Source organism: Streptomyces sp. NPDC029296, from assembly GCF_055569255.1.
Genome location: NZ_JBVHXT010000003.1, coordinates 82,515 through 105,757 on the forward strand (window position 1 = coordinate 82,515; position 23,243 = coordinate 105,757).

Annotated in this window: 19 protein-coding genes and 1 pseudogene; 9 read left to right on the forward strand and 11 right to left on the reverse strand. The window is 76.7% G+C overall.

Annotated elements, in window-relative coordinates; translation table 11 throughout:
* The first annotated feature begins 4 nt into the window (after positions 1 to 4).
* The gene (locus ACZ4W9_RS03420; protein WP_467932858.1) at positions 5 to 592 is read left to right on the forward strand and encodes a histidine phosphatase family protein; all 588 of its coding nucleotides are present in this window, start codon (positions 5 to 7) and stop codon (positions 590 to 592) included.
* Positions 593 to 748: 156 nt separating this feature from the next.
* On the opposite strand, the gene ACZ4W9_RS03425 is transcribed toward ACZ4W9_RS03420, so the two are convergent.
* Genes ACZ4W9_RS03425 through wecB form a run of 4 tightly spaced genes read right to left on the reverse strand, consistent with a single transcriptional unit; the run spans position 749 to position 6,456 of the window.
* Positions 749 to 2,956, reverse strand: a complete 2,208-nt coding sequence (locus tag ACZ4W9_RS03425) for a glycosyltransferase (protein WP_467932859.1) — start codon at positions 2,954 to 2,956, stop codon at positions 749 to 751.
* Positions 2,953 to 4,770, reverse strand: coding sequence for a hypothetical protein (locus tag ACZ4W9_RS03430; protein WP_467932861.1), 1,818 nt, complete (start codon positions 4,768 to 4,770; stop codon positions 2,953 to 2,955). Before ACZ4W9_RS03430 ends, ACZ4W9_RS03425 begins: the two co-directional genes overlap by 4 nt.
* Positions 4,770 to 5,375: a class I SAM-dependent methyltransferase gene (locus ACZ4W9_RS03435; RefSeq protein ID WP_467932863.1), complete on the reverse strand. Its 606-nt coding sequence runs from the start codon at positions 5,373 to 5,375 to the stop codon at positions 4,770 to 4,772. Before ACZ4W9_RS03435 ends, ACZ4W9_RS03430 begins: the two co-directional genes overlap by 1 nt.
* A complete protein-coding gene (gene wecB / locus ACZ4W9_RS03440) occupies positions 5,368 to 6,456 on the reverse strand; it encodes a non-hydrolyzing UDP-N-acetylglucosamine 2-epimerase (protein ID WP_467932864.1) in 1,089 nt (362 codons plus the stop codon). Before wecB ends, ACZ4W9_RS03435 begins: the two co-directional genes overlap by 8 nt.
* A gap of 143 nt (positions 6,457 to 6,599) precedes the next feature.
* Between wecB and ACZ4W9_RS03445 the strand changes: the two genes are divergently transcribed.
* The 3 genes from ACZ4W9_RS03445 to ACZ4W9_RS03455 are packed head-to-tail and all read left to right on the forward strand — an operon-like array spanning position 6,600 to position 10,616.
* Positions 6,600 to 8,054 (forward strand): glycosyltransferase family 4 protein, encoded by a 1,455-nt coding sequence (locus ACZ4W9_RS03445; RefSeq protein WP_467932865.1) that lies wholly within the window; start codon positions 6,600 to 6,602, stop codon positions 8,052 to 8,054.
* A gap of 48 nt (positions 8,055 to 8,102) precedes the next feature.
* Complete coding sequence (locus ACZ4W9_RS03450) at positions 8,103 to 9,431, forward strand: nucleotide sugar dehydrogenase (protein WP_467932866.1); 1,329 nt, start codon at positions 8,103 to 8,105, stop codon at positions 9,429 to 9,431.
* Between the two features lie 48 nt (positions 9,432 to 9,479).
* Positions 9,480 to 10,616: a glycosyltransferase gene (locus ACZ4W9_RS03455; protein WP_467932868.1), complete on the forward strand. Its 1,137-nt coding sequence runs from the start codon at positions 9,480 to 9,482 to the stop codon at positions 10,614 to 10,616.
* Positions 10,617 to 10,730: 114 nt separating this feature from the next.
* On the opposite strand, the gene ACZ4W9_RS03460 is transcribed toward ACZ4W9_RS03455, so the two are convergent.
* The gene (locus ACZ4W9_RS03460) at positions 10,731 to 11,321 is read right to left on the reverse strand and encodes a TetR/AcrR family transcriptional regulator (protein WP_467932869.1); all 591 of its coding nucleotides are present in this window, start codon (positions 11,319 to 11,321) and stop codon (positions 10,731 to 10,733) included.
* Between the two features lie 104 nt (positions 11,322 to 11,425).
* Between ACZ4W9_RS03460 and ACZ4W9_RS03465 the strand changes: the two genes are divergently transcribed.
* Positions 11,426 to 12,304 (forward strand): NAD(P)-dependent oxidoreductase, encoded by an 879-nt coding sequence (locus tag ACZ4W9_RS03465; protein WP_467932870.1) that lies wholly within the window; start codon positions 11,426 to 11,428, stop codon positions 12,302 to 12,304.
* A gap of 27 nt (positions 12,305 to 12,331) precedes the next feature.
* Here the strand turns inward: ACZ4W9_RS03465 and ACZ4W9_RS03470 are convergent, their stop codons facing one another.
* Positions 12,332 to 12,772, reverse strand: coding sequence for a PPOX class F420-dependent oxidoreductase (locus ACZ4W9_RS03470; protein ID WP_467932871.1), 441 nt, complete (start codon positions 12,770 to 12,772; stop codon positions 12,332 to 12,334).
* 89 nt (positions 12,773 to 12,861) lie between these two features.
* Here ACZ4W9_RS03470 and ACZ4W9_RS03475 point away from each other — a divergent pair, with 89 nt between their 5' ends.
* Genes ACZ4W9_RS03475 through ACZ4W9_RS03485 form a run of 3 tightly spaced genes read left to right on the forward strand, consistent with a single transcriptional unit; the run spans position 12,862 to position 16,043 of the window.
* Positions 12,862 to 13,443 (forward strand): TetR/AcrR family transcriptional regulator, encoded by a 582-nt coding sequence (locus tag ACZ4W9_RS03475; protein ID WP_467932873.1) that lies wholly within the window; start codon positions 12,862 to 12,864, stop codon positions 13,441 to 13,443.
* On the forward strand, positions 13,440 to 14,789 hold the full coding sequence (locus ACZ4W9_RS03480; protein ID WP_467932874.1) for an MFS transporter: 1,350 nt from the start codon (positions 13,440 to 13,442) through the stop codon (positions 14,787 to 14,789). The genes ACZ4W9_RS03475 and ACZ4W9_RS03480 overlap by 4 nt, the downstream gene beginning before the upstream one ends.
* Before the next feature lie 30 nt (positions 14,790 to 14,819).
* On the forward strand, positions 14,820 to 16,043 hold the full coding sequence (locus tag ACZ4W9_RS03485; protein WP_467932875.1) for a serine hydrolase domain-containing protein: 1,224 nt from the start codon (positions 14,820 to 14,822) through the stop codon (positions 16,041 to 16,043).
* A gap of 142 nt (positions 16,044 to 16,185) precedes the next feature.
* On the opposite strand, the pseudogene ACZ4W9_RS03490 reads toward ACZ4W9_RS03485, so the two are convergent.
* The 5 genes and pseudogenes from ACZ4W9_RS03490 to ACZ4W9_RS03510 all read right to left on the reverse strand — a co-directional run.
* A pseudogene (locus ACZ4W9_RS03490) lies at positions 16,186 to 16,442 on the reverse strand (GTP cyclohydrolase II); the annotation flags it as partial.
* Positions 16,443 to 16,484: 42 nt separating this feature from the next.
* The gene (locus tag ACZ4W9_RS03495) at positions 16,485 to 17,723 is read right to left on the reverse strand and encodes an MFS transporter (RefSeq protein WP_467932877.1); all 1,239 of its coding nucleotides are present in this window, start codon (positions 17,721 to 17,723) and stop codon (positions 16,485 to 16,487) included.
* Positions 17,720 to 19,450 carry an ABC transporter permease subunit gene (locus tag ACZ4W9_RS03500; protein WP_467932878.1) on the reverse strand — a complete coding sequence of 577 codons (1,731 nt, stop codon included), beginning with the start codon at positions 19,448 to 19,450 and terminating at the stop codon, positions 17,720 to 17,722. The genes ACZ4W9_RS03495 and ACZ4W9_RS03500 overlap by 4 nt, the downstream gene beginning before the upstream one ends.
* Before the next feature lie 3 nt (positions 19,451 to 19,453).
* Positions 19,454 to 20,947, reverse strand: coding sequence for an ABC transporter substrate-binding protein (locus ACZ4W9_RS03505; protein ID WP_467932880.1), 1,494 nt, complete (start codon positions 20,945 to 20,947; stop codon positions 19,454 to 19,456).
* A gap of 65 nt (positions 20,948 to 21,012) precedes the next feature.
* Positions 21,013 to 21,582: a GNAT family N-acetyltransferase gene (locus ACZ4W9_RS03510; RefSeq protein WP_467933113.1), complete on the reverse strand. Its 570-nt coding sequence runs from the start codon at positions 21,580 to 21,582 to the stop codon at positions 21,013 to 21,015.
* Positions 21,583 to 21,718: 136 nt separating this feature from the next.
* Between ACZ4W9_RS03510 and ACZ4W9_RS03515 the strand changes: the two genes are divergently transcribed.
* Positions 21,719 to 23,113, forward strand: coding sequence for a hypothetical protein (locus ACZ4W9_RS03515; protein WP_467932881.1), 1,395 nt, complete (start codon positions 21,719 to 21,721; stop codon positions 23,111 to 23,113).
* Positions 23,114 to 23,243: the final 130 nt, after the last annotated feature.

The following is a 23,243-nucleotide window of genomic DNA, read 5'->3' on the forward strand; positions in this document are numbered from 1 at the left end:
CGCCGTGGGGGACCTGCTGCTGGTCCGCCACGGTGAGACGGAGTGGAGCAGGTCGGGACAGCACACCAGCTGGACCGACCTGCCGCTGACCGGGCACGGCGAGGAACAGGCCAAGTCCCTCGCCCCGCTCCTCACCGGCCGGACCTACGCCCGCGCGCTGTCCAGCCCGCTGGGCCGCGCGCTGCGCACCGCCGAACTGGCCGGCATACCCGGGGCCGAGCCCGACCCCGACCTGCACGAGTGGGACTACGGCGGCTACGAGGGCGTCACCACCGTCGAGATCCACCGCACCCGCCCGGACTGGGACCTGTGGACCGACGGCGTCCCGCCCGGCCCCGGGGGACACCCCGGGGAGTCCCCGGCCGAGATCGGCGCCCGCGCCGACCGGGTACTGGCCCGGGTGGCGGCGGACCTGGCCGAGGGGGACGTGGTCCTCGTCGCCCACGCCCACTTCCTGCGCGTCCTCACCGCCCGCCGCCTGGGCCTGCCGCCCGCCGACGGCCGCCTGTTCCAGCTGGCCACGGCCACGGTCAGCCGCCTGTCCACGGAGCACGGCCACCCGGTGATCGCGGAGTGGAACGTCCGGCCGTAACCGCCCCTTTGCCACCTCCCGGCGCGGGCCGGGAGGTGGCGAACAGGCGCGAGCCCGCGTCCCGGTACCGCCGGGACGGTTCCCGGCGACGACGGTGGTCGCCGGTGTCGGCCGCGCGGGCGGCCGGCGGTGAGGCCGCGCGGGTCACCGTCGCGGTCAGCCGTCCGTGACCCGGCCGGTCACCAGCAGGTCCGTCCAGGCCGCCGCGACCCGGTCCAGCGCGTAGGCGCGCCGTACCTGGGCGCGGGCCGTCTCGCCGGCGGCCCGCCAGGTGTCCCGGCCGGCGCCGGTCGTGGCGATCGCCTCGGCGATCGCCCGCGGGCCCGCGTGGATCCACCGCCGGTCGTAGATCTCGTCGGCGCCGGGCCAGGGCAGCAGCGCGGGGACGGCGCCGGAGGCCATGCCCTCGGCCGGGGCGAGGTGGAAGGACTCGTCGTCGCTGGTGGACAGCACATGCCCGACGCGGCGCAGCCAGTTGGGCACGTCGGCGCCGAAGTCGTCGAACACGACGGCCCCTTCGAGCAGCGGCGAGGTCTGGACGCGGCGCAGGATCGCCTCGTAGTGGGCGCGTTCCTCCGGCTTGTTCCAGATCCACCAGTACTCCCACGGCGGCTTGGACTTGACCGACAGCCGCCAGCGCCGGTCCTCGGCGCGCAGCAGTTCGAGGACGTCCAGGCCGAGGTCGAGGCGTTTGCGGCTGGGCGCGATGCCGATCATGCCGAGGCGGAACCGGGCGCCGGGCGCCTTGGGCCGGTCGAGTTGGTCGGCGTCCACCCAGTTGGGGACGGTGACCACCTTCTCCGCGGGCCAGCCGGTGTGTTCCAGGGTGCGGCGGGCGTAGTAGGGGCTGACGCAGACGACCCGGTCGACGGCGTCGATGTCGACCTGCCGCGGCCACTCGGCGTCGAGTTCGAACCGGTGCAGCCGGATCACCAGCCGGCTGCCGCGCCGCTTGTGGCGGCTGTACCAGACGGCGGCGGGGCCGCACCACTCGACGACCACCACATCGGCCCAGTCGGCGAGTTCGCGGCTGGCGGCCTGGTCGTGCCGGGCCAGCGCGGGCCAGGCGTCCACGCGGACGTCGAGTCCGGGCAGGGCGCGGAAGTGGTCCAGCAGCCGGGTGAGGAACTTCAGGTCGTGGCCGGCGACGCCGATCCGCAGCGGGCGGGCGCGGTGGGCGACGGCGCGGGGCGCGGGCGGGAAGACCCGGTCGAGGTGGGCACGCCAGCGGCCGGCGGCGGCCGTCAGGGTGTACCGGCTCGCGGCCTGCCGGCAGCGGTCGGCGGCGAGGCGGCGGGCCTCGGGGTCGCGGGCGGCGCGGGCCACTGTCTCGGCGGCGTCCTCGGGCTCGGCCGGGCCGGGAACGTAGAGGGGGTAGTCGCCGCCCAGCAGCGCTTCGTGCGCGGGCGTGCGGTTGAGCACGACGGGCAGCCCCAGGGCGCCGAACTCCAGGACCTTCGTGGACAGTTCGAGGCTGGCGTCGAGCCGGGGGTCGCGCCAGCCGAGGCCGAGGTCGCAGCCGGCGGCGATGCGCATGGCCTCCTCGCGGGGCCGGCCGCCGTGGTGCCGGACGCCGGGGGTGCCGTCGTACAGGGCCCGGTGCATGGCCTCCTGGAACTCCGGGTGGCCGGGATCGTCGTGGATCTTGTCGCCGACGGTGTGGAGTTCGGCCCGGACGCCCCGCTCGGCGAGCAGGGCGGGCAGCCGGGTCATGGGCAGGGTGTTCCACAGCGGAGCGAACTTGCCGGTGTAGACGAGGCGCAGCGGATCGTGCGGCCGGTCGCGGTCCGGCACCGGGAAGCCGGGTTCGGGGACGGCGGGCGGGCAGAGCACGCAGCGTCCGCAGGCCTGGGGCACCCAGGTCTCCAGGAAGCAGCGCAGTTCCTCGGTCTGGCACAGCAGCACCCGGCAGGCGGCGGCGATGCGGCCGAGTTCGGTGCGCGCCCGCTCGGTCATCGCGGCGGCGGACTGCGGGATATCGGTCAGATAGGCCCAGATCCGCCCGTCGAAGTGGCCGTCGGCGACGACCTGGCCGACGATCCGGCGCCCGCGCAGCACGAGCAGGTCGCAGGGCTCGTCCCGGTCCAGCCGGGTGAGCAGGCGCGAGGCCTGCACCGGGGACAGGGGCCGGCCGGCCTGTCCGGCGACCAGCCCCTCCTCGGCGGGCCTGACCACGCTCACCCCGGGCAGGGCGGCCAGCGGATCGGTCAGCCGGCCGGTGAGCACCGGCGACTTGAGCACCAGCCGGGTCGCGCACCCGGCCAGGGACAGCGCCTGCACGGTCGACTGGGCCCAGACGGCGGAGCCGTCGATGAGGTTGAGGTCCACGTCGCCGTAGACCAGGGCCCGTACCACTCGGCTCATGACGGCTCCTTCCCGCGCACGGCGAACAGTCGGTACCCCCGGCCGCACCAGCTCGCGGGCGGGGCGCCCGCGAGGTGCAGGGAGCGGCGCACCAGCAGCGGCCGGCACAGCTCGGGGACGAAGGTGTAGTCGGCGCCGCCGGCCGCGTGGCCGAGCGCGTCGGCGCCCGAGTACTCCTGGGCGCACAGCAGGTCCAGCAGCAGGGTGTCCGGGCGGTCCTCGGCGGGGCCGGTCCAGTCGGCGACCCAGGCCGCGGTGGGCGGCCCGGTGCGCACGGCGACGCCCGCGGCGTCGAGTTCCTCCAGGCCGGCCGGGTCCGGGACGACCACCTCGGCGGGGCGGTGCTGCTGGCCCAGCACCTGGGCGACGAGCAGGGCCACCTCGCGCCGGCCGCGGGGGGCGGCGAGCACGGCGACCCGGCGTCCGGCCAGCGGGTCGGGCGCGCCCACCAGCCGGGCCAGCTCGGCCAGCCGCACCCGGGTGCTGTCCCACTGGAACGCCTCCCGCAGCCGCTCCCGGCCGTCCTCGCCCGCGTCCAGCCGGGACAGCCGTACCCCGGTGTCGGCGTCCAGGACGGCGTCCCAGGACAGTTGGGCGAGGCCGGGCGCGGCGGACGCCGGGGCGTCCCGCCACAGCACGGCCCGCCGGCCCAGCGCCCGTGCCTCGGTGAGGAGTTCGGCGAGCCTGCGGTCGAGGTCGGGAGCCATGCCGGTGCCGGTGAGCGCCCAGGGGCCGCATCCGGTGCAGGCGCTCAGCTGGACCACGACCGCGTCGGGGTCGGTGCGCCGTACGAGCGGGGGGCCGTCGTGCGGGAGCGGCCGGTTGACCACGGCGTCCGCCGCGAAGTCCTCGGCGGTGTCGTCGGTGAGCACCCCCGTGATCACCAGGCGGTCGCGGGGTGTGGCGGCGAACGCCCGGTGGGCGAGGTGGAGGCGGTCGTCGGCGCCCACGGGAGCGGACCGGCCGGTGGCCGTCCGGGTCGCGGGCGCGGGCCCGCGCGCGGAGCGCGTGCGCCACAGTCCGTACAGCTCGCGGGGCAGCGCGGGCATCTCGCGCCGGGGCGAGCGGGCCGCCGACACCAGGGCCCGGCCCACCCTCAGGGAGGTGGAGCCCTCCAGCATGGCCACCCGGGCCTGGAGCACCTGGACCCGGTCGCGGGTCCGGCGCAGGGTGGAGGCCAGTTGCTCCTTCTCCCGCACGGCGGCGGCCAGCCGGTCGGCGAGGCCGTCCTCGCGGACGGCGTCCCGGGCCCGTTCCGCCTCCTCGGCCCGGCGTTCCAGGTCCTGGTGGCGGGCGCGCAGGGTGCGGGCGGCGAGGTCGGCCAGGACGTACTCGCCGGCCATCCGCAAGGTGGTGGCGAAGCCGTCCGTGACCACCGGGCGGCCGAACCAGTCGTGCGGGGGCTGGAGTTCGTCGGCGGCGAGGCGGGTGAACACCACGCCGGCGCGCAGGTGGACGTAGTCGAGCGGGGCGGCGCGCAGCACCTGGCAGCGCTGGGTCACCAGGCCGTCCAGCAGCCGGTGCCAGGGCGGTTCGGGCCCGGGGTGGCCGGACAGCAGCAGACCGCGGGCGCCGGGCCGCAGGCGGCGCAGTACGGCGAGCAGGGCGTCCTCGGTGCCGTGCACGGCGGGATCGGGGCCGTACGACAGCAGCACCAGGTCGCCCGCGCCGAGGGCGCGGCGGCCGTCGTCGTGGTGGTGGGCCACGCCGTCGGGGAGGTGGAGGTAGGGCGCGAGGCGCAGGCCGCGGCCGGTGGCGTCGACGACCGTGGTGACGCCGTCCAGGTGCGGGTGGAGCAGATCGGTCAGACGCATCAGCGGATCCTCGTGAAGACGTGGAAGCCGACCTCGGTCTCCCGGAAGCCGTACGGCCGGAACTCGGTGTGGTGGAGTCCGAGGGGGGCGAGGGCGGCGCGGTAGTCGGCCGCGGGCCGGTGCAGGACACGGCCGCCGCGGGCCCGGGGGACGGGCGTGTCCGCGTCGGTGACGAGGAGCCGGCCGGTGAGGCGGACCAGGGAGGCCAGGTTGCGCAGGGCGGCCGCCCACTCGGTGTCGTCCCGGAGGTGGAAGAGGACGTCGAGGCAGAGCACGACGTCGTACGGCCAGGGGCTGCGCCACTGGTCGAGGCGGGACAGGGCGCAGCGGGGACCGCCGCCGGCGGCGCGGGCCCGCTCGACCGCCTCCTCGTCGGCGTCGATGGCGTCCACCCGGTGGCCGCAGCGGGCGAGGGTGCGGGCGACGTGCCCGTCGCCGCAGCCCGCGTCGAGCACGAACAGCGGGGCGGCCGGTTCGCTCAGGTCGCCGATGAGGGTGAGCAGGGTGCCGAGCCGCAGGGCGTGGAACAGTTCGCTGCCGGCCCGGTCGAGGCCGCAGGGAGAGCCGCCGGGCGGGCCGGGGTGGTCGAGGGCGGCGTCAGTCATGGTGCTCCAGCCACTGGGTGATCAGGCGGGCTATCCGGGGGCCGGCCTTGCCGTCCCACAGCGGCGGTCCCTCCGCGGGCGCCGCCGGGGCGCCGTCGAGTGCCTTGCACAGGGCGGGGACCAGCTCGCCGGGGCCGACGAGGCGGTTGGTGCCGTGGGTGACGGTGACGGGGCGTTCGGTGGTGGTGCGCAGGGTCAGACAGGGCACGCCGAGCACGGTGGTCTCCTCCTGCACCCCGCCGGAGTCGGTGATCACGGCGGCGGCCCCGCGCACCAGGCTCATGAACTCGAGGTAGCCGAGGGGGTCGAGGAGGTGCACCCCGGGCGCGCCGTCCAGTCCGGCCGCGCGCAGCGCGTCCCGGCCGCGCGGGTGCAGCGGGACGGCCAGGTCGAGGTGGCGGGCGGCCTCGGTGAGCGCCCCGGCGGCGGCGCGGGCGGCCCCGGGGTCGTCGACGTTGGCGGGGCGGTGCAGGGTGACGACGCCGTAGCGCTCGGGCAGCCCGTGCGCGGCGCGGGCGGCGGCCGGGTCGAACAGGTCCAGATGGGTGAGCAGGGTGTCGATCATCGGGTTGCCGACGAAGTGCACCCGGGCGGGGTCGGCGCCCTCGCGGGCGAGGTGGCCGACGGCTTCCGGGCTGGTGGCGAACAGCAGCCCGGCGAGCTGGTCGACCAGGCGCCGGTTGACCTCCTCCGGCATCGCCATGTCGAAGCTGCGCAGCCCGGCCTCGACATGGGCGACGGGGACGCCCAGCTTGGCGGCGGCCAGGGCGGCGGCGAGCGTGGAGTTGACGTCTCCGTAGACCACGACGAGGGCCGGGGCGCGGGCGGTCAGCTCGGCCTCCAGGGCCACCAGCAGGTCGGCGGTCTGCCCGGCGTGGCTGCCGGAGCCCACCCCGAGGTCGGTGTCCGGCCGGGGCAGCCCCAGCTGGCGGAAGAACACGTCCGACATCCGGGCGTCGTAGTGCTGTCCGGTGTGCACCAGGGTCTGGTCGCAGCCGGCCGAGCGGAGCGCGGCGACGACCGGTGCCGCCTTGACGAAGTTGGGCCGGGTGCCGACCACATGGAGTACTGGGCCGTTCATGACGCCGTTCATGTCCTCGCCTTCCACGGGCGGTCGAACAAGGGGCAGCGCACGGGGAGAAGAAGGGGAGCGTCCTGCCCCGGCCGGCGCCGGCGCGTGGTCGCGCCGAGGCGCCGCGTGCCGGGTCGGCCTACCGTGGCGGCATGTCCCGTCGTCTCCCCCGCGCTGTCAGTCTGGCCGCATCCGTGGCCTGGGGCGAGTTGCGCCAGGACCCCGCCCGGGCCGCGCTGCTGGCCGCGCGGCTGCTGCCCCGGCGGCTGCGGCGCCGGGTGGAGCCGGTGCGGCGGTGGCTCGGCGCCCGGGCGCGGGCGGTGGGCCCGGGAGCGGTCCCGTCCGCCGTTCGGGTGAGCGCGCCCGCCGGACGGCCGGTGCGGCCGGTGCCCGGGCGGGTGCTGCACCTGGTGACCAACTCGCTGCCGTTCGCCCATGCCGGCTACACCGTGCGCACGCAGAAGCTCGCCGAGGCGCAGCGGGCCGCCGGGCTCGATCCGCACGTGGTGACCCGGATCGGGTTCCCGGTGGCGCGGGGGGTGCTGGACGCCGGCCCGGTGCAGCTGGTGGGCGGGGTGCCGCAGCACCGGCTGCTGCCGTTCTGGCTGCCGTACGGGCAGGGTCCGGCGCTGGCCCGCAACGCCGAGCTGGCGGGGCGGCTGGTGGAGCGGCTGCGGCCCGCCGTGCTGCACGCGGCCACCGACCACGGCAACGGCCGGGTGGCGCTGGCCCTGCGGGAGGCCTATGGGCTGCCGGTGGTCTACGAGGTGCGGGGCTTCCTGGAGGAGACCTGGCTGAGCCAGGACCCGGCGCGCGGCCCCGCGGACCCGGTCTACCGCGGGCGTCGGGAGCTGGAGACGGAGTGCATGCGCCGGGCCGATCTGGTGCTGACCCTGGGCGCCGCGATGAAGGCCGAGATCGTGGCGCGCGGGGTGCCCGAGGAGCGGGTGCTGCTCGTGCCGAACGCCGTGGACGGGGCGTTCCTGGGGCCGCCGCCGGACGGGGCCGCGGTGCGCGCCCGGCTCGGGATCGCCCCGGACGCGTACGTGGTGGGCACGGTCGGCAGCCTCACCCCGCACGAGGGGATCGGCACATTGCTCCATGCGGGTGTACGGCTGCGGCGGCGCGGGGTGCCGTTGCGGCTGCTGATCGTCGGGGACGGTCCGGAGCGGGCCCGGCTGGAGCGCCTGGCCGCCCGGCTGGGTCTGGCCGGTGACGGCACCGCCGTGTTCACCGGCCGGGTGCCGCACGCACAAGTCCGCGATTTCTACGCGGCGTTGGACGTGTTCGCGGTGCCGCGCACGGCTGCCCGGGTGTGCCGGCTGGTGACCCCGCTCAAGCCGGTCGAGGCGATGGCGAGCGGGCTGCCGGTGCTCGCCAGCGATCTCCCCGCGCTGCGGGAACTGGTCGAACAGGAGGTGAACGGACGGCTGATTCCCGCTGAATCGCCACAAGCTTGGGCAGATGAACTCGAAAGGGTGCTTTACAGTCATAAGCGGCGGGTCGAATGGGGAGCCGCCGCCCGCGCGACGGTCGCGCGGGAACGCACCTGGGACCGGGTCGCCGCGACGACCCGCGAGGCGTATCGCTCGCTGGGATGCGTCTGACGCCCCGCGAACCCCACCAGCGCAGCCGTGAAGGCCGGGTGAATCCCTATGCAGGTCGAACGGACACAACCGCTCGGGGACAAGGAAGGACCGGGACCGGAAGGGCCGGAACCGGCCTACGACATCGAACTCGCCGTGATCGGACTCGGTTACGTCGGACTGCCACTGGCCCGCGAGGCGGCCTCGGTCGGCCTGCGCGTCGTGGGCCTGGACCGCGACCCACGGGTCGTCGCGGGACTCGACTCCGGCCGTTCGCACGTCGGCGACGTCACCGACGACGAGGTGCGCCGGATGCGGGAGGCCGGTTTCACCGCGACCGCCGACGACGCCTGCCTGGCGCGTGCGCAGACCGTCGTCATCTGTGTGCCGACCCCGCTCGGCGAGGACGGCGGCCCCGATCTGGGCGCGGTCGTCTCGGCCACCCGCGCGGTGGCCGGCCGGCTGCGGCCCGGGCAGCTGGTGGTGCTGGAGTCGACCACGTATCCGGGCACCACCGAGGAGGTCCTGCGGCCGCTGCTGGAGGAGTCCGGGCTGCGGGCCGGCGAGGACTTCGCGCTCGCCTTCTCGCCCGAGCGGATCGACCCCGGCAACACCCAGCACGGGCTGCGCGACACCCCGAAGGTGGTCGGCGGCTGCACCCCGTCCTGCGCGGTGCGCGCGGTCGCCTTCTACGCCAAGTTCGTGAACATGGTGGTCCAGGCGAAGGGCACCCGCGAGGCCGAGATGGCCAAGCTGCTGGAGAACACCTACCGGCACGTGAACATCGCGCTGGTCAACGAACTGGCCATCATCAGCCGCGAGTTGCAGGTGGACGTGTGGGACGCGATCCGCTGCGCGGGCACCAAGCCCTTCGGCTTCCAGGCCTTCCGGCCGAGCCCCGGGGTGGGCGGGCACTGCATCCCGATCGACCCCAACTACTTGTCGTACAAGGTGCGTTCGTCGCTCGGCTACGACTTCCGGTTCGTCGGGCTGGCCCAGGAGATCAACCGGCGGATGCCGGAGTACGTGGTGCGCCGCGCCCAGGACCTGCTGAACTCCGCCGGCCGCCCGCTGCGCGGCTCCCGGGTGCTGCTGCTCGGCGTCACGTACAAGCCGGACGTCGCCGACCTGCGCGAGACCCCGGCGGAGCCGGTGGCCCGGCTGCTGCGGGAGCGGGAGGCCGCCGTCGCCTTCCACGACCCGCGGGTACCGCGGTGGTCGGTGGACGGGGTCGACGTGCCCCGCGTCCGGGACCTGACGGCCGCGCTCGCCGAGTACGACCTGACGATCCTGCTCCAGGACCACTCCGCCTACGACCTGACGGCCCTCGCGGACACCGCGCGGCTGCTGTTCGACACCCGCGGGCGGATCCACCGGCCCGGCGTCGAGGTCCTGTAGGACCCTCGCGGACCTCCGTGCGTTCTCGGGGAGTTGGAAGGCACTGCCATGCGGATACTCGTCGTCACCGTCGTCCACCACCCCGAGGACGCGCGCATACTGCACCGCCAGATCGCCGCGTTGCGCGAGCGCGGCCACCAGGTGGTGCACGCCGCGCCGTTCGCGGCCCGGGACGCCGTCCCCCGGCCGTACGTCGAGGGCGTGGACCTGCCCCGGGCGCTCGGCCGGGACCGGGGCGCGGCGCTGCGCGCGGCCCGGGTGCTGCTGGCCGAGCGCGGCCCGGCGGCGGACGTGATACTGCTGCACGATCCCGAGCTGCTGCTCGCCCTGCCCGGCACCCTGCGCCGGCTGCGCCGGGCCGGGGCGGCGCCGGTCGTCGTGTGGGACGTGCACGAGGACACGGCGGCGGCCCTGGCGATGAAGGGCTGGGTGCCCCGGCCGCTCCGGCCGCCGCTGCGCGCGGCGGTGCGGGCGGCCGAGCGGCTGGCCGAGCGCCGGCTGCGGCTGCTGCTCGCCGAGGACGCCTACCAGGACCGGTTCCGGCACCGGCACCCCGTCGTCCCCAACCTCGCCGCTCCCCCGCCCGGGCCGCTGCCGCCGCCCGGCGGCGACCGGGTGGTCTACCTGGGCCAGCTGTCCCGGGCGCGGGGCGCCCTCGATCTGATCGCCCTGGCGCGGCTGCTGGCCCCTGCCGTGCGGGTCGAGGCGATCGGCACGGCGGATCCCGACGTGCGCGACGCGCTCGCGGCGGCCGACCGGGAGGGGGTGCTGCGCTGGTACGGCTTCCTGCCCAACGACCGTGCGCTGGCCCGGCTGTCCGGCGCCCTGGCCGGGCTGTCGCTGCTGCACGACCAGCCCAACTACCGGCACTCCCGGCCCACCAAGGTCGTGGAGTACATGGCCCACGGCGTGCCCGTGGTCACCACGCCGACGCCGCTGGCCGCCGGCCTGGTCGAGCGGCACGGGTGCGGGCTGGTGGTGCCGTACCGGGACCCGCGGGCGGCGGCGCAGGCGATACGGCGGCTGGCCGGGGATCCCGAGCTGCGCCTGGGCACCGCCCGCCGGGGCCGGGAGGCCGCCGTGACGGAGCTGAACTGGCGACACCGGGCGGCCGACTTCGTGGACATCCTGGAGATATGGGTCAAGGAACAAACCGCCGGCGCCGGCCCGGCGAACAACCCCTGAGCCGACGGGGCACGGGACGGCACGCCGGGCGGCGGGCCCGGAGCACCCCCGGCACCACGCCGGGCGGTCGCCCCGGCCGGGGACACACGACGGGACACCGGCCGGCGGGCCCGCTCAGGGACGGGCGGCGGCGTCGAGCAGGGGGCCGAGTTCCCGGACGGCGGTGGTGAGGGGGGCGGTGTCCTGGGCGGCCCGGGCCAGCAGGATCGCGCCCTCCAGGGTGCTGATCATGAGGGTGGCCAGCGACTCGGCCCGGGCGGCGGGCACGCCGAGGTCGGTGAGGGCCGCGGCGAGCGGCGCACGCCAGGCCGTGAACGCGGCGGCGGCCGCCTCGCGGGTCGCGGCGGCCGAGGTGGCGCAGTCGACGGTGGCGGCGGCGACCGGGCAGCCCGCCGCGAAGCCCTCCGCCGCGTACTCGTCGGTCCACTGCGCGGCCATCGCCGCGAACAGGGCGCTCGGCGTCGGCGCCTCCAGTCCCGCCAGGAACCGGGCGATCCGCCTGCCCGCGTACCGCCCGGCCCACTGGACCGCCTCGTTGACCAGCTGTTCCTTGCCGCCGGGGAAGTAGTGCTGGAGGGAGCCGCGCGGCGCGTCCGCGTGCGCGGCGACCTCGCGCATGCCGGTCGCGGCGACCCCGTGCCGCCGGATGAGCTGGGCCGCGCTGAAGACCATCCGCTCGCGCGGTCCGGGCCGTGCCTCGGTCATGCGTCGCCTCCGTTTCCTCGCCCCCTCACCCTATGACCGGCGTCATAACGCGCGCTACTATGACCACTGTCATAAGCGGCGCGCGACGCGGAGGGCGGCCGGCCATGGATGTCGGATTCATCGGTCTCGGAGTGATGGGCGGGCCCATGGCCCTGCGCCTGGCGCACGCCGGCACCCCGCTGGTGGTCTGGAACCGGACCCCGGGCCGGGCGGAGCCGCTGCGCGCGGCCGGCGCCCAGGTCGCGGCGCACGCCGCCGAGGTGTTCGCGCGGACCAGGACGGTGCTGCTGATGCTCGCCGACGAGGCCGCGGTGGACGCGGTCCTCGGCCGGGGCACGCCGGAGCTGGCGGATCGCGTCGCGGGCCGGACCGTCGTGCACATGGGCACGACCTCCCCCGAGTACTCCGGCGCCCTGGAGACGGACGTCCGCGCGGCCGGCGGCCGGTACGTCGAGGCGCCGGTCTCCGGGTCCCGGGAACCGGCGGAGCAGGGGCGGCTGGTCGCGATGCTCGCCGGCGAGGAGGGCGCCGTGGCCGCCGTACGGCCGCTGCTCGCGCCGATGTGCCGGGAGACGTTCGCGTGCGGTGCGGTGCCGGGCGCGCTGCTGATGAAGCTGTCGGTGAACCTCTTCCTGATCACCCAGGTGACCGGGCTGGCCGAGGCGTTCCACTTCGCCGAGCGGCAGGGGCTGGACCGCCGGCTGTTCCTGGACGTCCTGGACGCGGGCCCGATGGCCAGCGCGGTATCCCGGATGAAGGCGCCCAAGCTGCGCGAGCGGGACTTCGCGGTGCAGGCGGCGGCGCTGGACGTGCTGAAGAACAACCGGCTGATCGCCGAGGCGGCCCGGAAGGCGGGCCTCGCCTCCCCGCTCCTGGACGTGTGTCACGAGCTGTTCCGGGAGACGGTGGCGCACGGTCACGGCGGCGAGGACATGGTGGCCGTGCTGCGGGCGATCGAGGCGCGGACCGCCGAGGCGCCGTAGCCGGGCGGCCCGGCCCCGCGGCGCGGGTCAGCCCTTGCGAGGGATGCCGTACGCCCGTTCGACGTGCAGCCGCAGCACCAGGCGGCGGTCGCGGACCATGGCGGCCCGGAAGTCGTCCCAGTCGGGGTGTTCGCCGAGGACGTCCCGGTAGAGCCGTTCCAGTTCCGCCACGGTGTCGTCGCCCGGGTCGGCGGCGACGGGGGTCAGCTCGGCGGTGCCCTCGGCAACGGCGTACGCCCAGCGGTCGGCGCTGGTGACGTGGTACGAGGCGCGCGGGTCGCGGCGCAGGTTGCGGGTCTTGGCGCGGTCGTCGGTGACCGAGATCCGGATGATCCGCTCCTCGGGGTAGTAGGCGTGGCTGACGTTGGACAGCTGGGGGCGGCCGTCGCGCCGGAGGGTGACCAGTACGCCGCCGTGGCCTTCGGAGAGCAGGCCGAGCAGCGCCTCTTGGGTGGGGTCCTGAGTCATACCCCGGTCAACCCGCCCGGGCGCCCCGCGCATTCCCCGCCGCCCAGCGGCAGTAGACACTGTCTACGCGCGGCTGGTAGACACACCCCATGACCGAGTCCGACACCAGCCTGCGCGACCGTCTCGTGGACGCCGGCGTGGAACTGCTGGCCTCAGAGGGCCCCCAGGCGCTGACGCTGCGGGAGATCGCCCGGCGCACCGGCGTCTCGCACGGGGCGCCGCGCCGCCACTTCCCCACCCGTCTGGACCTGCTGTCCGCCATCGCCCGGCGGGGCTTCGCCGACCTGGCCGAGCGGGCGCACGCCGCGCTGGACCGGGAGACCGGCGGGCCCCGCGCCCGGGCGGCCGCACTGGCCCGGGCGTACCTGGAGTTCGCGCTGGAGCGGCCCGGCATGTACGACCTGATGTTCCGGCACGATCTGCTGGAGAGCGGCCGGCTGGGGCTGCGGGAGTCGAGCCTGCCGCTGTTCTCGCTGCTCGCCGGCCTGATCGCCGCGGCCGACCCGGGCGCCGACGCACCGCGCGCGGCGGGCGCCCTGTGGGCCGCACTGCACGGCGTGGCCCAGCTGTGGCGCCGGCGGAGCCTTCAACTGGCCACGGGCGACGAGGACCTGGGGCCGCTGCTGGAGACCGTACTGGCCGCGCACCTGGGGCCCGGGGGCGCCCGGTGAACCGGCCCTGGACGCTGGCGAGCAGCGTCGGCGGCGCGGTGGTCGTCGCGCTGGACGGTACGGCCCTCACGGTCGCGCAGCCCAGCCTGCAACGGGACCTGGACGCGTCGTTCACCGAGGTGCAGTGGACCAGCACCGCCTATCTCGTCGCGGTGGCGAGCCTGCTGGTGTTCGCCGGGCGGCTCGGCGACCGGTACGGGCAGTGGCGGGTGTTCGGGCTGGGCATGCTCGGGTTCGGCGCCGCCTCGGCGGGCATCGCCGTGGCCCCGGGGGTGGGCTGGGTGATCGCGCTGCGGGCGGCGCAGGGGGTGAGCGGGGCGCTCGCGCAGCCGGCCACGCTGGGCGTGCTGCGGGCCGCGTATCCCCCGGACCGGCTGGCGTCGCCGCTGGCGGTGCGCACGGCGGCGATCGGTCTGGCGGCGGCAGCGGGGCCGCTGGTGGGCGGGGCGCTGGTGGCCGGGCCGGGCTGGCGGGCGGTGTTCCTGGTCAACGTGGTGCCCGCGCTCGTCTTCGGGCTGCCCGCCCTGGCGCGCCGGGACCGGCCCGCGGCGCCCGCCCGGACCCCGCTGGACCTGCCCGGGGCCGCCCTGCTCGCGGTGACGCTGGCCTGCCTGGTGTACGCGGTGACGGCCCGGCCGGTGTCCGGTGCGTCCCTCGCGGCGGCCGCGCTGACGGCCGTCGTCCTGGCCCGGCACGAGCGGCGCGCGGTGAGCCCGCTGCTGCCACCGGAGGTGATCGGCGCGCGGGCGGCCGGGGCGGCGCTCGGCATCCTCGTCGCGGTCTCCGCCTCCCTGTTCGGCACCCTGTTCATCGCCACCTACGTCCTGCAGCGCCGGCTCGGCCTGGACGCGTTCCACAGCGCGCTGCGCGGCCTGCCGCTCGCGGTGCTGATGGTGCTGTCGGCGGCGCTGTGCCCCGCACTGCTGCGCCGCCGCGGTGCCCGGAGCGTGACGGCGGGGGCCGCGGCGGCCCTCGCGCTCGGGATCCTGCTGCTGTCGCGGACCACCGCCCCGGCCGGGCTCACCCTCGCCTTCGCGCTGCTCGGGGCCGGGTTCGGCACGGTGATGGTGGCGGCCACGCAGGTGATCGTGCGCGGCGCGGAGGTGCGGACGGCCGGGGTGGCGGGCGGCTTGCAGCAGACCGCGCTGAACGTGGGCCCCGCCGTGGGGGTGGCGGCGGCGACCGCGCTGCTCGGCGCGGGCACCGGGGCCGCGCTGCTCGTCCTGGCGGCGGTGGCGGCGCTCGCCCTGCCGGTGGCCCGCCTGCTGCCGGCACCGGACGGTGCCGCGTCGCGCGCCCCCGCCCCGCGGGGGTCTGTCCCGGCCGGTGGTCCTGGGCGACGATGAGGGAGGGACGCACGCGACCGGAGGTGAGCGATGGGACGGCTGCGGCAGGACGCCGACCCGGCGGAGGCGGGACTGGACCCGGGAGCCCTCGGCCGGCTGGACGGGCACTTCGCCCGGTACGTGGACGAGGGGCGCCTGCCCGGCTTCCTGGTGGCGGTGGCCCGCGGCGGCCGGGTCGCCCATCTGACCACCTACGGGCTGCGCGACGTGGCGGCCGGGCTCCCGGTCGAGCCGGACACGCTGTGGCGGATCTACTCGATGACCAAGCCGGTGACCGCGGTGGCGGTGCTGCTGCTGGTCCAGGACGGCCTGCTGTCGCTGGACGATCCCCTCGACCGCCATCTGCCCGCCTTCGCCGGGCCCCGCGTGTACACCGGCGGTTCGGGCGACGACGTGCGCACCCGCCCGGCCGCCGGACCCGTCCTGATCCGGCACCTGCTCACCCACACCGCGGGCCTGACCTTCGGCTTCTACCACCGCCACCCGGTGGACGCGCTCTACCGCGCGGCGGGCCTGGAGTACTCGGTGCCGCCGGGCAAGGACCTCGCCGAGACCGTCGGGCTGTACGCGCGGCTGCCGTTGCAGGCCGATCCGGGCACCCAGTGGAACTACTCGGTCGCCTCCAACGTGCTGGGCCGGGTGATCGAGGTGGTGTCCGGGCAGCCGCTGGACGCGTTCTTCGCCGCACGTGTCCTGGGCCCGCTCGGCATGACCGACACCGGCTTCCACGTCCGTCCCGGACAGGCCGGGCGGCTGGCCGAGTTGTACGGCGAGACGGACGAGGGCGGGATCGAGCCGGTGCCGGGGCCGCCGGTGCGCGGCCGGCCGCTCTTCCTGTCCGGCAGCGGCGGCCTGGTCTCCTCCGCCCACGACTACCACCGGTTCATGGAGATGCTGCGCCGGGGCGGCGAGCTGGACGGCGTACGGCTGCTGCGCCCGGACACGCTCGCGATGATGACCCGCAACCAGCTGCCCGGCGGGGCCACCCTCCGCTCGTTCGGCGCCCCGGTCCACCGGGAGCCGGGCATGGACGGACTCGGCTTCGGCTTCAACGTCTCCGTCGTCACCGACCCCGCCCGCACCCTGGCCCCGTCCCACCTCGGCACCTACGGCTGGACCGGCGTGGCCACCACCGCGTTCTGGGTCGACCCCGCCCACGACCTGACCGTGCAGTTCCTGACCCAGGTGCGCCCCAAGGAGCTGAAGGTGTTCCCCGAGCTGCGGCGGCTGGTGCACGCGGCGGTGCAGGACTGAGCGCACCGGGCGTCATACCCGGTTGGCCTCCGGACGCGGGGCGCCGGCCGCGAACCGGCCGGCGCCCAGGGGGCCGACGTCCAGGAAGGGTGCGCGCCCGGGGTACAGGCCGCGGATCACCTCGCCGACGGCCGGGGCCTCGTCAGGACCCGTGGACGACGGTGTCCGGATGGGGCAGGTGGTGGTCCATCCGCTCCCGTTTGGTACGCAGGCAGGTGACGCTGCTCTCGGCTCGATCAGCAACGGCACCTGCTCGGCGGCCCGGACGCCGTGCCGGACGAGCGCCTCCCGTTTGCGCGGGTCGCTGGACAGCAGCCGCACCGAGCGCACCCCGAGGTCGCGCAAGGTGCCGGCGGCCACGCCGTAGTCGCGGGCGCCGACCGGCAGGCCCAGCGCGAGGGCGGGCGCGGCTGCCGGAGCCGGCGGCGCGCTGAGCGGCGCTCAGCCCGGTTCGGGCACCGTACGGCGGGCGGTGCGCTCCCCGGGCAGGACCAGCACCGCCGCCAGGGGCACCGCCGCCAGGGCCGCCCAGGGCAGCGCCGGGGGCAGCCCGAGGTCGAGGAGCGCGCCGGAGGCGGTGCTGCCGAGCAGGACCAGCAGGCCGGAGACGGAGGACAGGGCGCCGGTGTACAGGCCGATGCGGCCGGGTGTGGCGAGGTCGGGCAGCCAGGCGCGGGCGACCGGGGCGACCAGCATCTGGCCGAGGGTGAGCAGCACGACCAGGGCGGCGAGCGGGGCCAGTCCGGCCGGGCCGGTGAGGCCGGCGGGGCGGGCCGCGGCGACGGCCGCGAATCCGGCGCCGGTCAGCAGCAGTCCGGCGGCCAGCGAGCGGCGCGGGGTGAGCCGGCGGCCCGCCCAGCGGGTGACGGGCAGTTGGGCGGCCACCACCAGCAGGGAGGACAGCGCGAACAGCCAGGCGACCGGTGCCTGGGAGCCGGAGGTGCGCCGCACTTCGGCGGGCAGGGCGAGGTAGAGCTGGTTGTAGGCGAGGAGTTGGGCGCCGTAGCCGCAGCACAGGGCGAGGAAGCGGCGGTTGCGCAGCAGCGGCCCGAGTCCGCCGCGCACGGCGACGGGTTCGCGGCCGGGGAGGTGCCGGGGCAGCAGGACCGCGTGTCCGGCGAGGACGGCGGTGAAGACGGCCGCGCCGGCCAGGCAGACCGTGCGGAAGTCGGCCGCCAGCAGCAGGGCGCCCAGCAGCGGGCCGGTGAAGGCGCCCGCCTGCCCGGCGACGGTGAACAGGGCCAGCACCCGGGCGCGCGGCCCGCCGCCGGCCTGCTCCCGCAGGACGGCCTGCCGGGCGACCTCCGACTCCACCGCCGGGGAGAACAGCGCGGCGGCGCAGCCGATCAGCAGGACGGAGCCGATCACCGACCAGGTGCGTTCCGCGTATCCGAGCCAGGCGAACCCGGCGATGCGCAGCGCGCAGCCGGTGAGGACGACGGGCCGCACGCCGTACCGGTCGGCGAGGGCGCCGCCCACCACGAACAGTCCCTGCTGGCTGAAGGTGCGCAGGCCGAGGACGACCCCGACCAGCCAGCCGGCCATGCCGATCGTCGTGCCGAGGTGTTCGGCGAGGAACGGCAGGACGGCGAAGAAGCCTGTGTTGAAGGCGAGTTGGGTGAGAATCAGCAGCCGCAGCAGCGGCGACAGCGGGGCCCGGTCGGTGCGCGGGGCGCTCATCGGGCGGTCGTCTCCCTCGCGGTGGCGGGCGGTCGGGCCGGGCGGCGGCGCAGGGCGCCCGCAGAGGTCACCGCCAGCGCGCCGAGGACGGCGAGGACGGCGGCGGGCGCGAGGACGGCCCAGGGGGCGCGCTCGGCGTAGGGCTGGTTCTCGGCGAGCAGCCGGCCCCACTCGGGGGACGGCGGCTGGGCGCCGAGGCCGAGGAAGCCGAGCGCGGCGAGGGCGAGCGCGGTGCCGGGCAGCCGCAGCAGGGCGTGCCGGGTGACGGACGGGACGACGGCGGGCAGGAGTTCGTGGCGCAGCAGGTAGCGGCGGCCGGCGCCGAGGGCCCGGGTGGCGGTGAGGTGCGGGGCGGCACGTTCCTGGCGCAGCAGGGCGGAGGTGTGGGTGGCCAGGGGCGCCCAGGCGACGGCGGCGACGGCGAGCGCGGGGGTGGCCGGACCGCCGCCGGTGACGGCGGTGACCAGCAGCGCGGCGAGCACGGGCGGTAGGGCGTTGGCGGTGTCGGCGAGCGGTCCGGACAGCCGGGGCAGCAGGCCGAGCAGCAGCCCGGCGAGCAGCGTGCCGGCGCTGATCGCGAGCGCGAGGAGCAGGGTGTCCAGGGCACCGTGGGCGACCCGGGCGAGCAGGTCGCGGCCGAGCGCGTCGGTGCCGAACGGGTGGGCCGGGGAGGGTTGTTGGAGGCGGGCGGCGGTGTCCAGGGCGAGCGGGTCGCGGGGCAGGCCGGCGGCGAGGACCGCGAGCAGAACCCCGCCGAGCAGCAGCGGCGGGGTGCGGCGGACGGCCGGGGCGAGCCGGGGCGGGGCGGGCAGGGCGCCGTCGCGCAGGGCGGGGCCGGTGAGCAGCCGGACGGCGAGCCGGGCCGCGCCGGTGGCGAGCGCGGCGAGCAGCAGCAGGACGAGGGTGCCGGCCTGGAGGACGGGCAGGTCCTGGGCGAGGGCGGCCTCGAGGGTGGTGCGGCCGAGGCCGGGGATGTCGTAGAGCTGTTCCACGGCAACGGCGCCGCCGGTCATGCCGACGACGAACAGGGCGGTGTTCGGGAGCAGTCCGGGCAGGCAGCGCCGTACCGCCTGGCGGGCGACGCGCGCCCGGGGCAGTCCGCGCGCGGCGGCGGCGCGCGCCCAGGGTTCGGCGAAGGCGCCGGGCAGCTGGTCGTCGAGGAGCCGGCCGAGGACGGCCCCGGCGGGCAGGCCGAGGGCGAGCGCGGGCAGCACGGTGTACCGGGGCCCGTACCAGCCGAGGGCGGGCAGCCAGCCCAGCTGGACGCCGACGACGGTGGCGAGGACGGAGGCGGTGAGGAACTCCGGCAGGGTGGCGAGCATCGCGGAGCCGGTGCCGCCGGGCCGGGTCCGGCCGCCCCGGTACAGGGTGCGGGCGCAGACGGCGGCGGCCGTGCAGGCGGCCACCAGGAGGGCGACCGCCATCAGCAGCAGGGAGGCCCCGAGCGCCTGTACGACGACCGGTCCGGCCTCGGCCCCGGAGATCCAGGACCGGCCCGCGTCCCCGCGCGGCAGTCCGCCGAGCCAGCGTCCGAGCAGCGTCAGCGGGCCGGCGTCCAGGCCGAGTTGGTCGCGGATGGCGGCGAGCACGGCGGGGTCCGGGTCGCGGTCCTGGGCGCGTGCCTTGAGGACGGTGAGCGCCGGGTCGGTGTGACTGAGCCAGGGCAGCAGGCCGATCCCGCACACCAGGGCGGAGGCGAGGACGGCCCGCCACAGCACGGTCCGCACGGGTCAGCGCCGGGTGCCGGTGCCGATGAGGGTGCGCTCGTAGGGGTCGAGCAGCACGCCCTTGACGGAGCGGCCGACGCCGGTGATGACGCGCTGGTGGACCAGCGGGACGACGGAGTCGGTGCCGAGGATGCGGGCCTCGGCGCGCAGCGCCGCGTCCTGCCGTTCGACGGTGTCGGCGGTGCGCTCGGCCTCGGCCACGGCCCGGTCGACGTCCTTGTCGCACAGCAGGGCCAGGTTGTAGCCGCCGTCGCAGGTGTAGTCGCCGGCGAGGATGGCGACCGGGTCGCCGGTGTCGACGAGGCTGTTGCGGGCGAGGACGAAGGCGTCGAACTTCCCGGCGAGGGCGTCGCTCTCCAGCCGCGCGTACTCGCGGACGACGAGCTCGACGCGGAAGCCGGCCTTCTCCAGCTGCTGCCCCAGCACCTGGGCGGTCTCGGGGAGTTCGGGCCGGTTGTCGTAGGTGGCGAGGGTGATCCGGGTGCCGTCGGGCCGCCGCGGCGCGGCCCTGCCGACCGGGGCCGGGTGGCGTCCCTCGGCCCAGCTGACGGCGGGGCCGTAGATACCGGTGCCGCGGTCGGCGTGGCCTTCGTAGACGCCCTTGGCGAGGGCGGAGGTGTCGACGGCGGCGCGGGCGGCGGCGCGCAGCCGCGCGTCCTCGAACGGGCCGGTGCGGTGGTTGAGCAGCAGGCTGGTGGTGCGGGTGGTGGCGGTCTCCCGGCGGGTGTCCGCCCGGAGCGTGGCGGCCTGGGCCACGGGGACGGCTTCGGCGATGTCGGTGTCGCCGCTGCGCAGGGCGTTGGTGCGGGCGGTGCCGTCGGGGACGAAGCGGACGTCGACGCCGGCGGCCTGGGCGCGTCCGCCCCAGTAGCCGTCGTACCGGTCGAGCGTGGCGGAGGTGGCGCCGGTGACCTTCTTCAGGGTGAAGGGGCCGGTACCGGTGCCGGCCGGGTCGACGCGGTCCTCGTCCCGGTATGCCTTCGCGGAGAGGACGGCGAGGCTCGGGCTGGACAGCCTGAGCGGCAGGATGGGGTCGGGCCGGCCGGTGCTGACGCGTATCCGGTGCCGGTCCACGGCCTTCGCGGTGAGCGTCACGCCGGACAGGGCGGCCGGGGCGGGCCGGGCGTGGGCGGCCCGGCCGAGCGAGGCGGCCACGGCCTCGGCGGTGACCTCGGTGCCGTCGTGGAAGGTGGCCTCGCGCAGGGTGAACTGCCAGGTGCGCGCGTCCTGCCGGCGCCAGGAGGAGGCGAGGGCGGGGACAGCGGTGCCGTTGCCGTCGAGCGCGGTCAGGCTCTCGGTGACGCCGAGCCGGCTGAGGATCGTGGCGTCGGCGCCGTACGGGGAGAGCCGTTCGGCGGGCGGGAAGGCGAGTGCGACACGGAGCCGCGAGCCGTCGGCGGGCTCGCCGTCCGCCTCGCCGGAGGAGGCGAAGCACCCGGCGAGGAGGGGCGTGGCGAGCAGGGCGGCGAGCAGGCGGGAAGGGCGCGGGGCAGGCATGGTCCTCGGTTCGTGCTGGGCGGGGGGTGGCGTGCGGGTGGCTCGGACGACAGATTACATGGAAATCATTTCCAATAAGTCCCCGCGCGCTCGTGCTCGTCCGCGCCGCGCTCCAGGGGGATCTCGAAGTGCACGACGCTCTGCCCGCCGCCCCCGGCGTCCTCGCGCTCGTCGTGCACGACCGTGCCGAGCGAGCGCCAGAAGGGTTCGGCGCCGGGCACGGCGGGGTCGGTGTGCAGGTACACGGACCGGTAGCCGCCGTCCGCGGCGGCGAAGTCCAGCAGCCGGGCCACCAGTTCGCGCGCGATGCCCCGGCGCCGGTGCCCGGGACGCACGTACACGCGGCGCAGTTGCGCGGTCTCGCCGGAGGGGTACCGCCCGGCCAGCCGGGGCGGATTGGGCGGCGACTGCGGGCCCCGCGAGTCGAGGGCGCCGGTGCCGACGACCCGCCCGTCCGCGTCCACGGCGACGAGCAGGGTGTGCCGGGCGGGCGCGAGGTAGTAGGCGGCCGGATCCACGATGTCGGCGTGCCACCGGGGCACATACCCGGTGCCGAAGTCGCGGTAGACGGTGTCGAGCATCACGGACCTCGCGCTGTCGAGGTCGTCGGCGGTCGCGGGCCTCACGCTATACATACGCACTTGCACATCATATGCATCAAGCGCCAGGTCATGATCACGGGGCAACCTTCCCGCCCGCTCGGCGGTCGCCTCTGCGGAGGCGACGTCTCCGAGCCGCGAGCGCGGCGTCCGGCCCCCTGAGCGAGAGACCTTGAGCGAGAGCACCACCACCCTGCGGGACGGGCACGTCCCCGTCCCGCCCTCCCCCGCGGAGATACGCGCCGAGCGCCGCCGGCTGATCGAGTCGGTGCGCGCCCTGCGCCGCCTGCTGGACGGGCGCCGCGCCTTCGAACTGGCCGACCGGCGGCGGCTGAACCGCGAGGCCCGGGAGCGCGGGCGCGCCGAGGCCGCCTGCGCGAAGACCCTGCAACGCGTCCACGAGCGGCGGCTGCGCCGCGAACGCTCCCTGGCCCGGCGGCTGGCCGGCCTGGACGGCAAGCGGGAGCACCAGGAGCGGCGCGCCCTGGCGGTGCTGCGCCGGGAGTCGGTCGAGAGCTCGCTGCGCGCCACCCGGCTCACCACGAGCGACGTCAACGGCATCGGCGCGGGGCTGATCCGGGACCTCGCCGCGGCCGGGATCCGCACGGCGGCCGACTTCACCCGGGTCAGCTGGGGCAAGGCCCCGGGCGGGAAGGGCGGCGAGGTGCTGTACCTGCACCGCCCGCACGGCCGCAAGGTGCACATCAACGGGATCGGGGAGCACCGCGGCCGGCCGCTGATGGAATGGCGCCGGGCCGCCGTGGCCCGCGCCAAGGCCCGCGCGCCGCAGGAGCTGCCGCCGGACCAGCGGCACCGCATCGCCGAGATCATCGAGGCCGAACGCGCCCGGCTGCGGGCGGAGGCGGCCGAGGTGCCCCGGGAGGCGGACGCGGCCCGCCAGGACGCCGTACGGCTGCGCACCGAGGCCCTGTCCCGGCTCACCGGGGCGGCCCGCGAGGCCGGCCTGCGGGCCGCCGAACGCCGGGCGGAGTTCGACGCGATGGCCGAGCGGTTGCTCGCCCTCCAGGCGGAACTCGCCGCCCACCAGGACCGGTACGGCGACCCGGGCCGCCGCCTGCGCCACGCCCAGTCCCGTGCCCTGCGCCCGCTGCCGGCCGTCCCGGCCCCCCGCGCCCCCGAGGACGGCACCGGGGCCGGGGAAGGCACGCCGGTGCGCGACCCGGGGACCGTGGGAACGCCCGGCACGCGGGTGCGCGCGGGCCTCGGCTGGCTGCTGCCCGTCCTGCTGTTCGCGCTGTTCACCGTGGCGGGCGTGGGCGAGCTGGGCGAGGTGACGCCGCCGCTGTGGCTGCGGGTGGGCTCCCGGCTCGCCGCGCTCGCGGCCACGGCGGAGCTGCTGCGCCTGTGGGTCCCGCGCAGACGCCCGTGGACGGCGGCCCCGATGCCGCCCGGCACCGGCAGGCAGACCTGTGGCGTGTTCCTCGCGCTGGTCGCGGCGGGCATGTTCGGCTCCGGGGAGCACGGCGTCCTGGCGACCGCCTGGGCGGCCGCCGTCCTGTCGGCGCTGCTGCTGGCGACAGGGACGCGGCGCCGCGCGAAGGGCTGAGCGGTGCGGGGGCCGGGCGCCCCCCCCCCCCCCCCCCCCCCCCAAAAAAGTCCCCCCCCCCCTCCCCCCCCACCCAACGAAAAAGCCCAACCCTCCTCCTTCTCCCCCCCCCCCCCCCCCCCCCACCCCC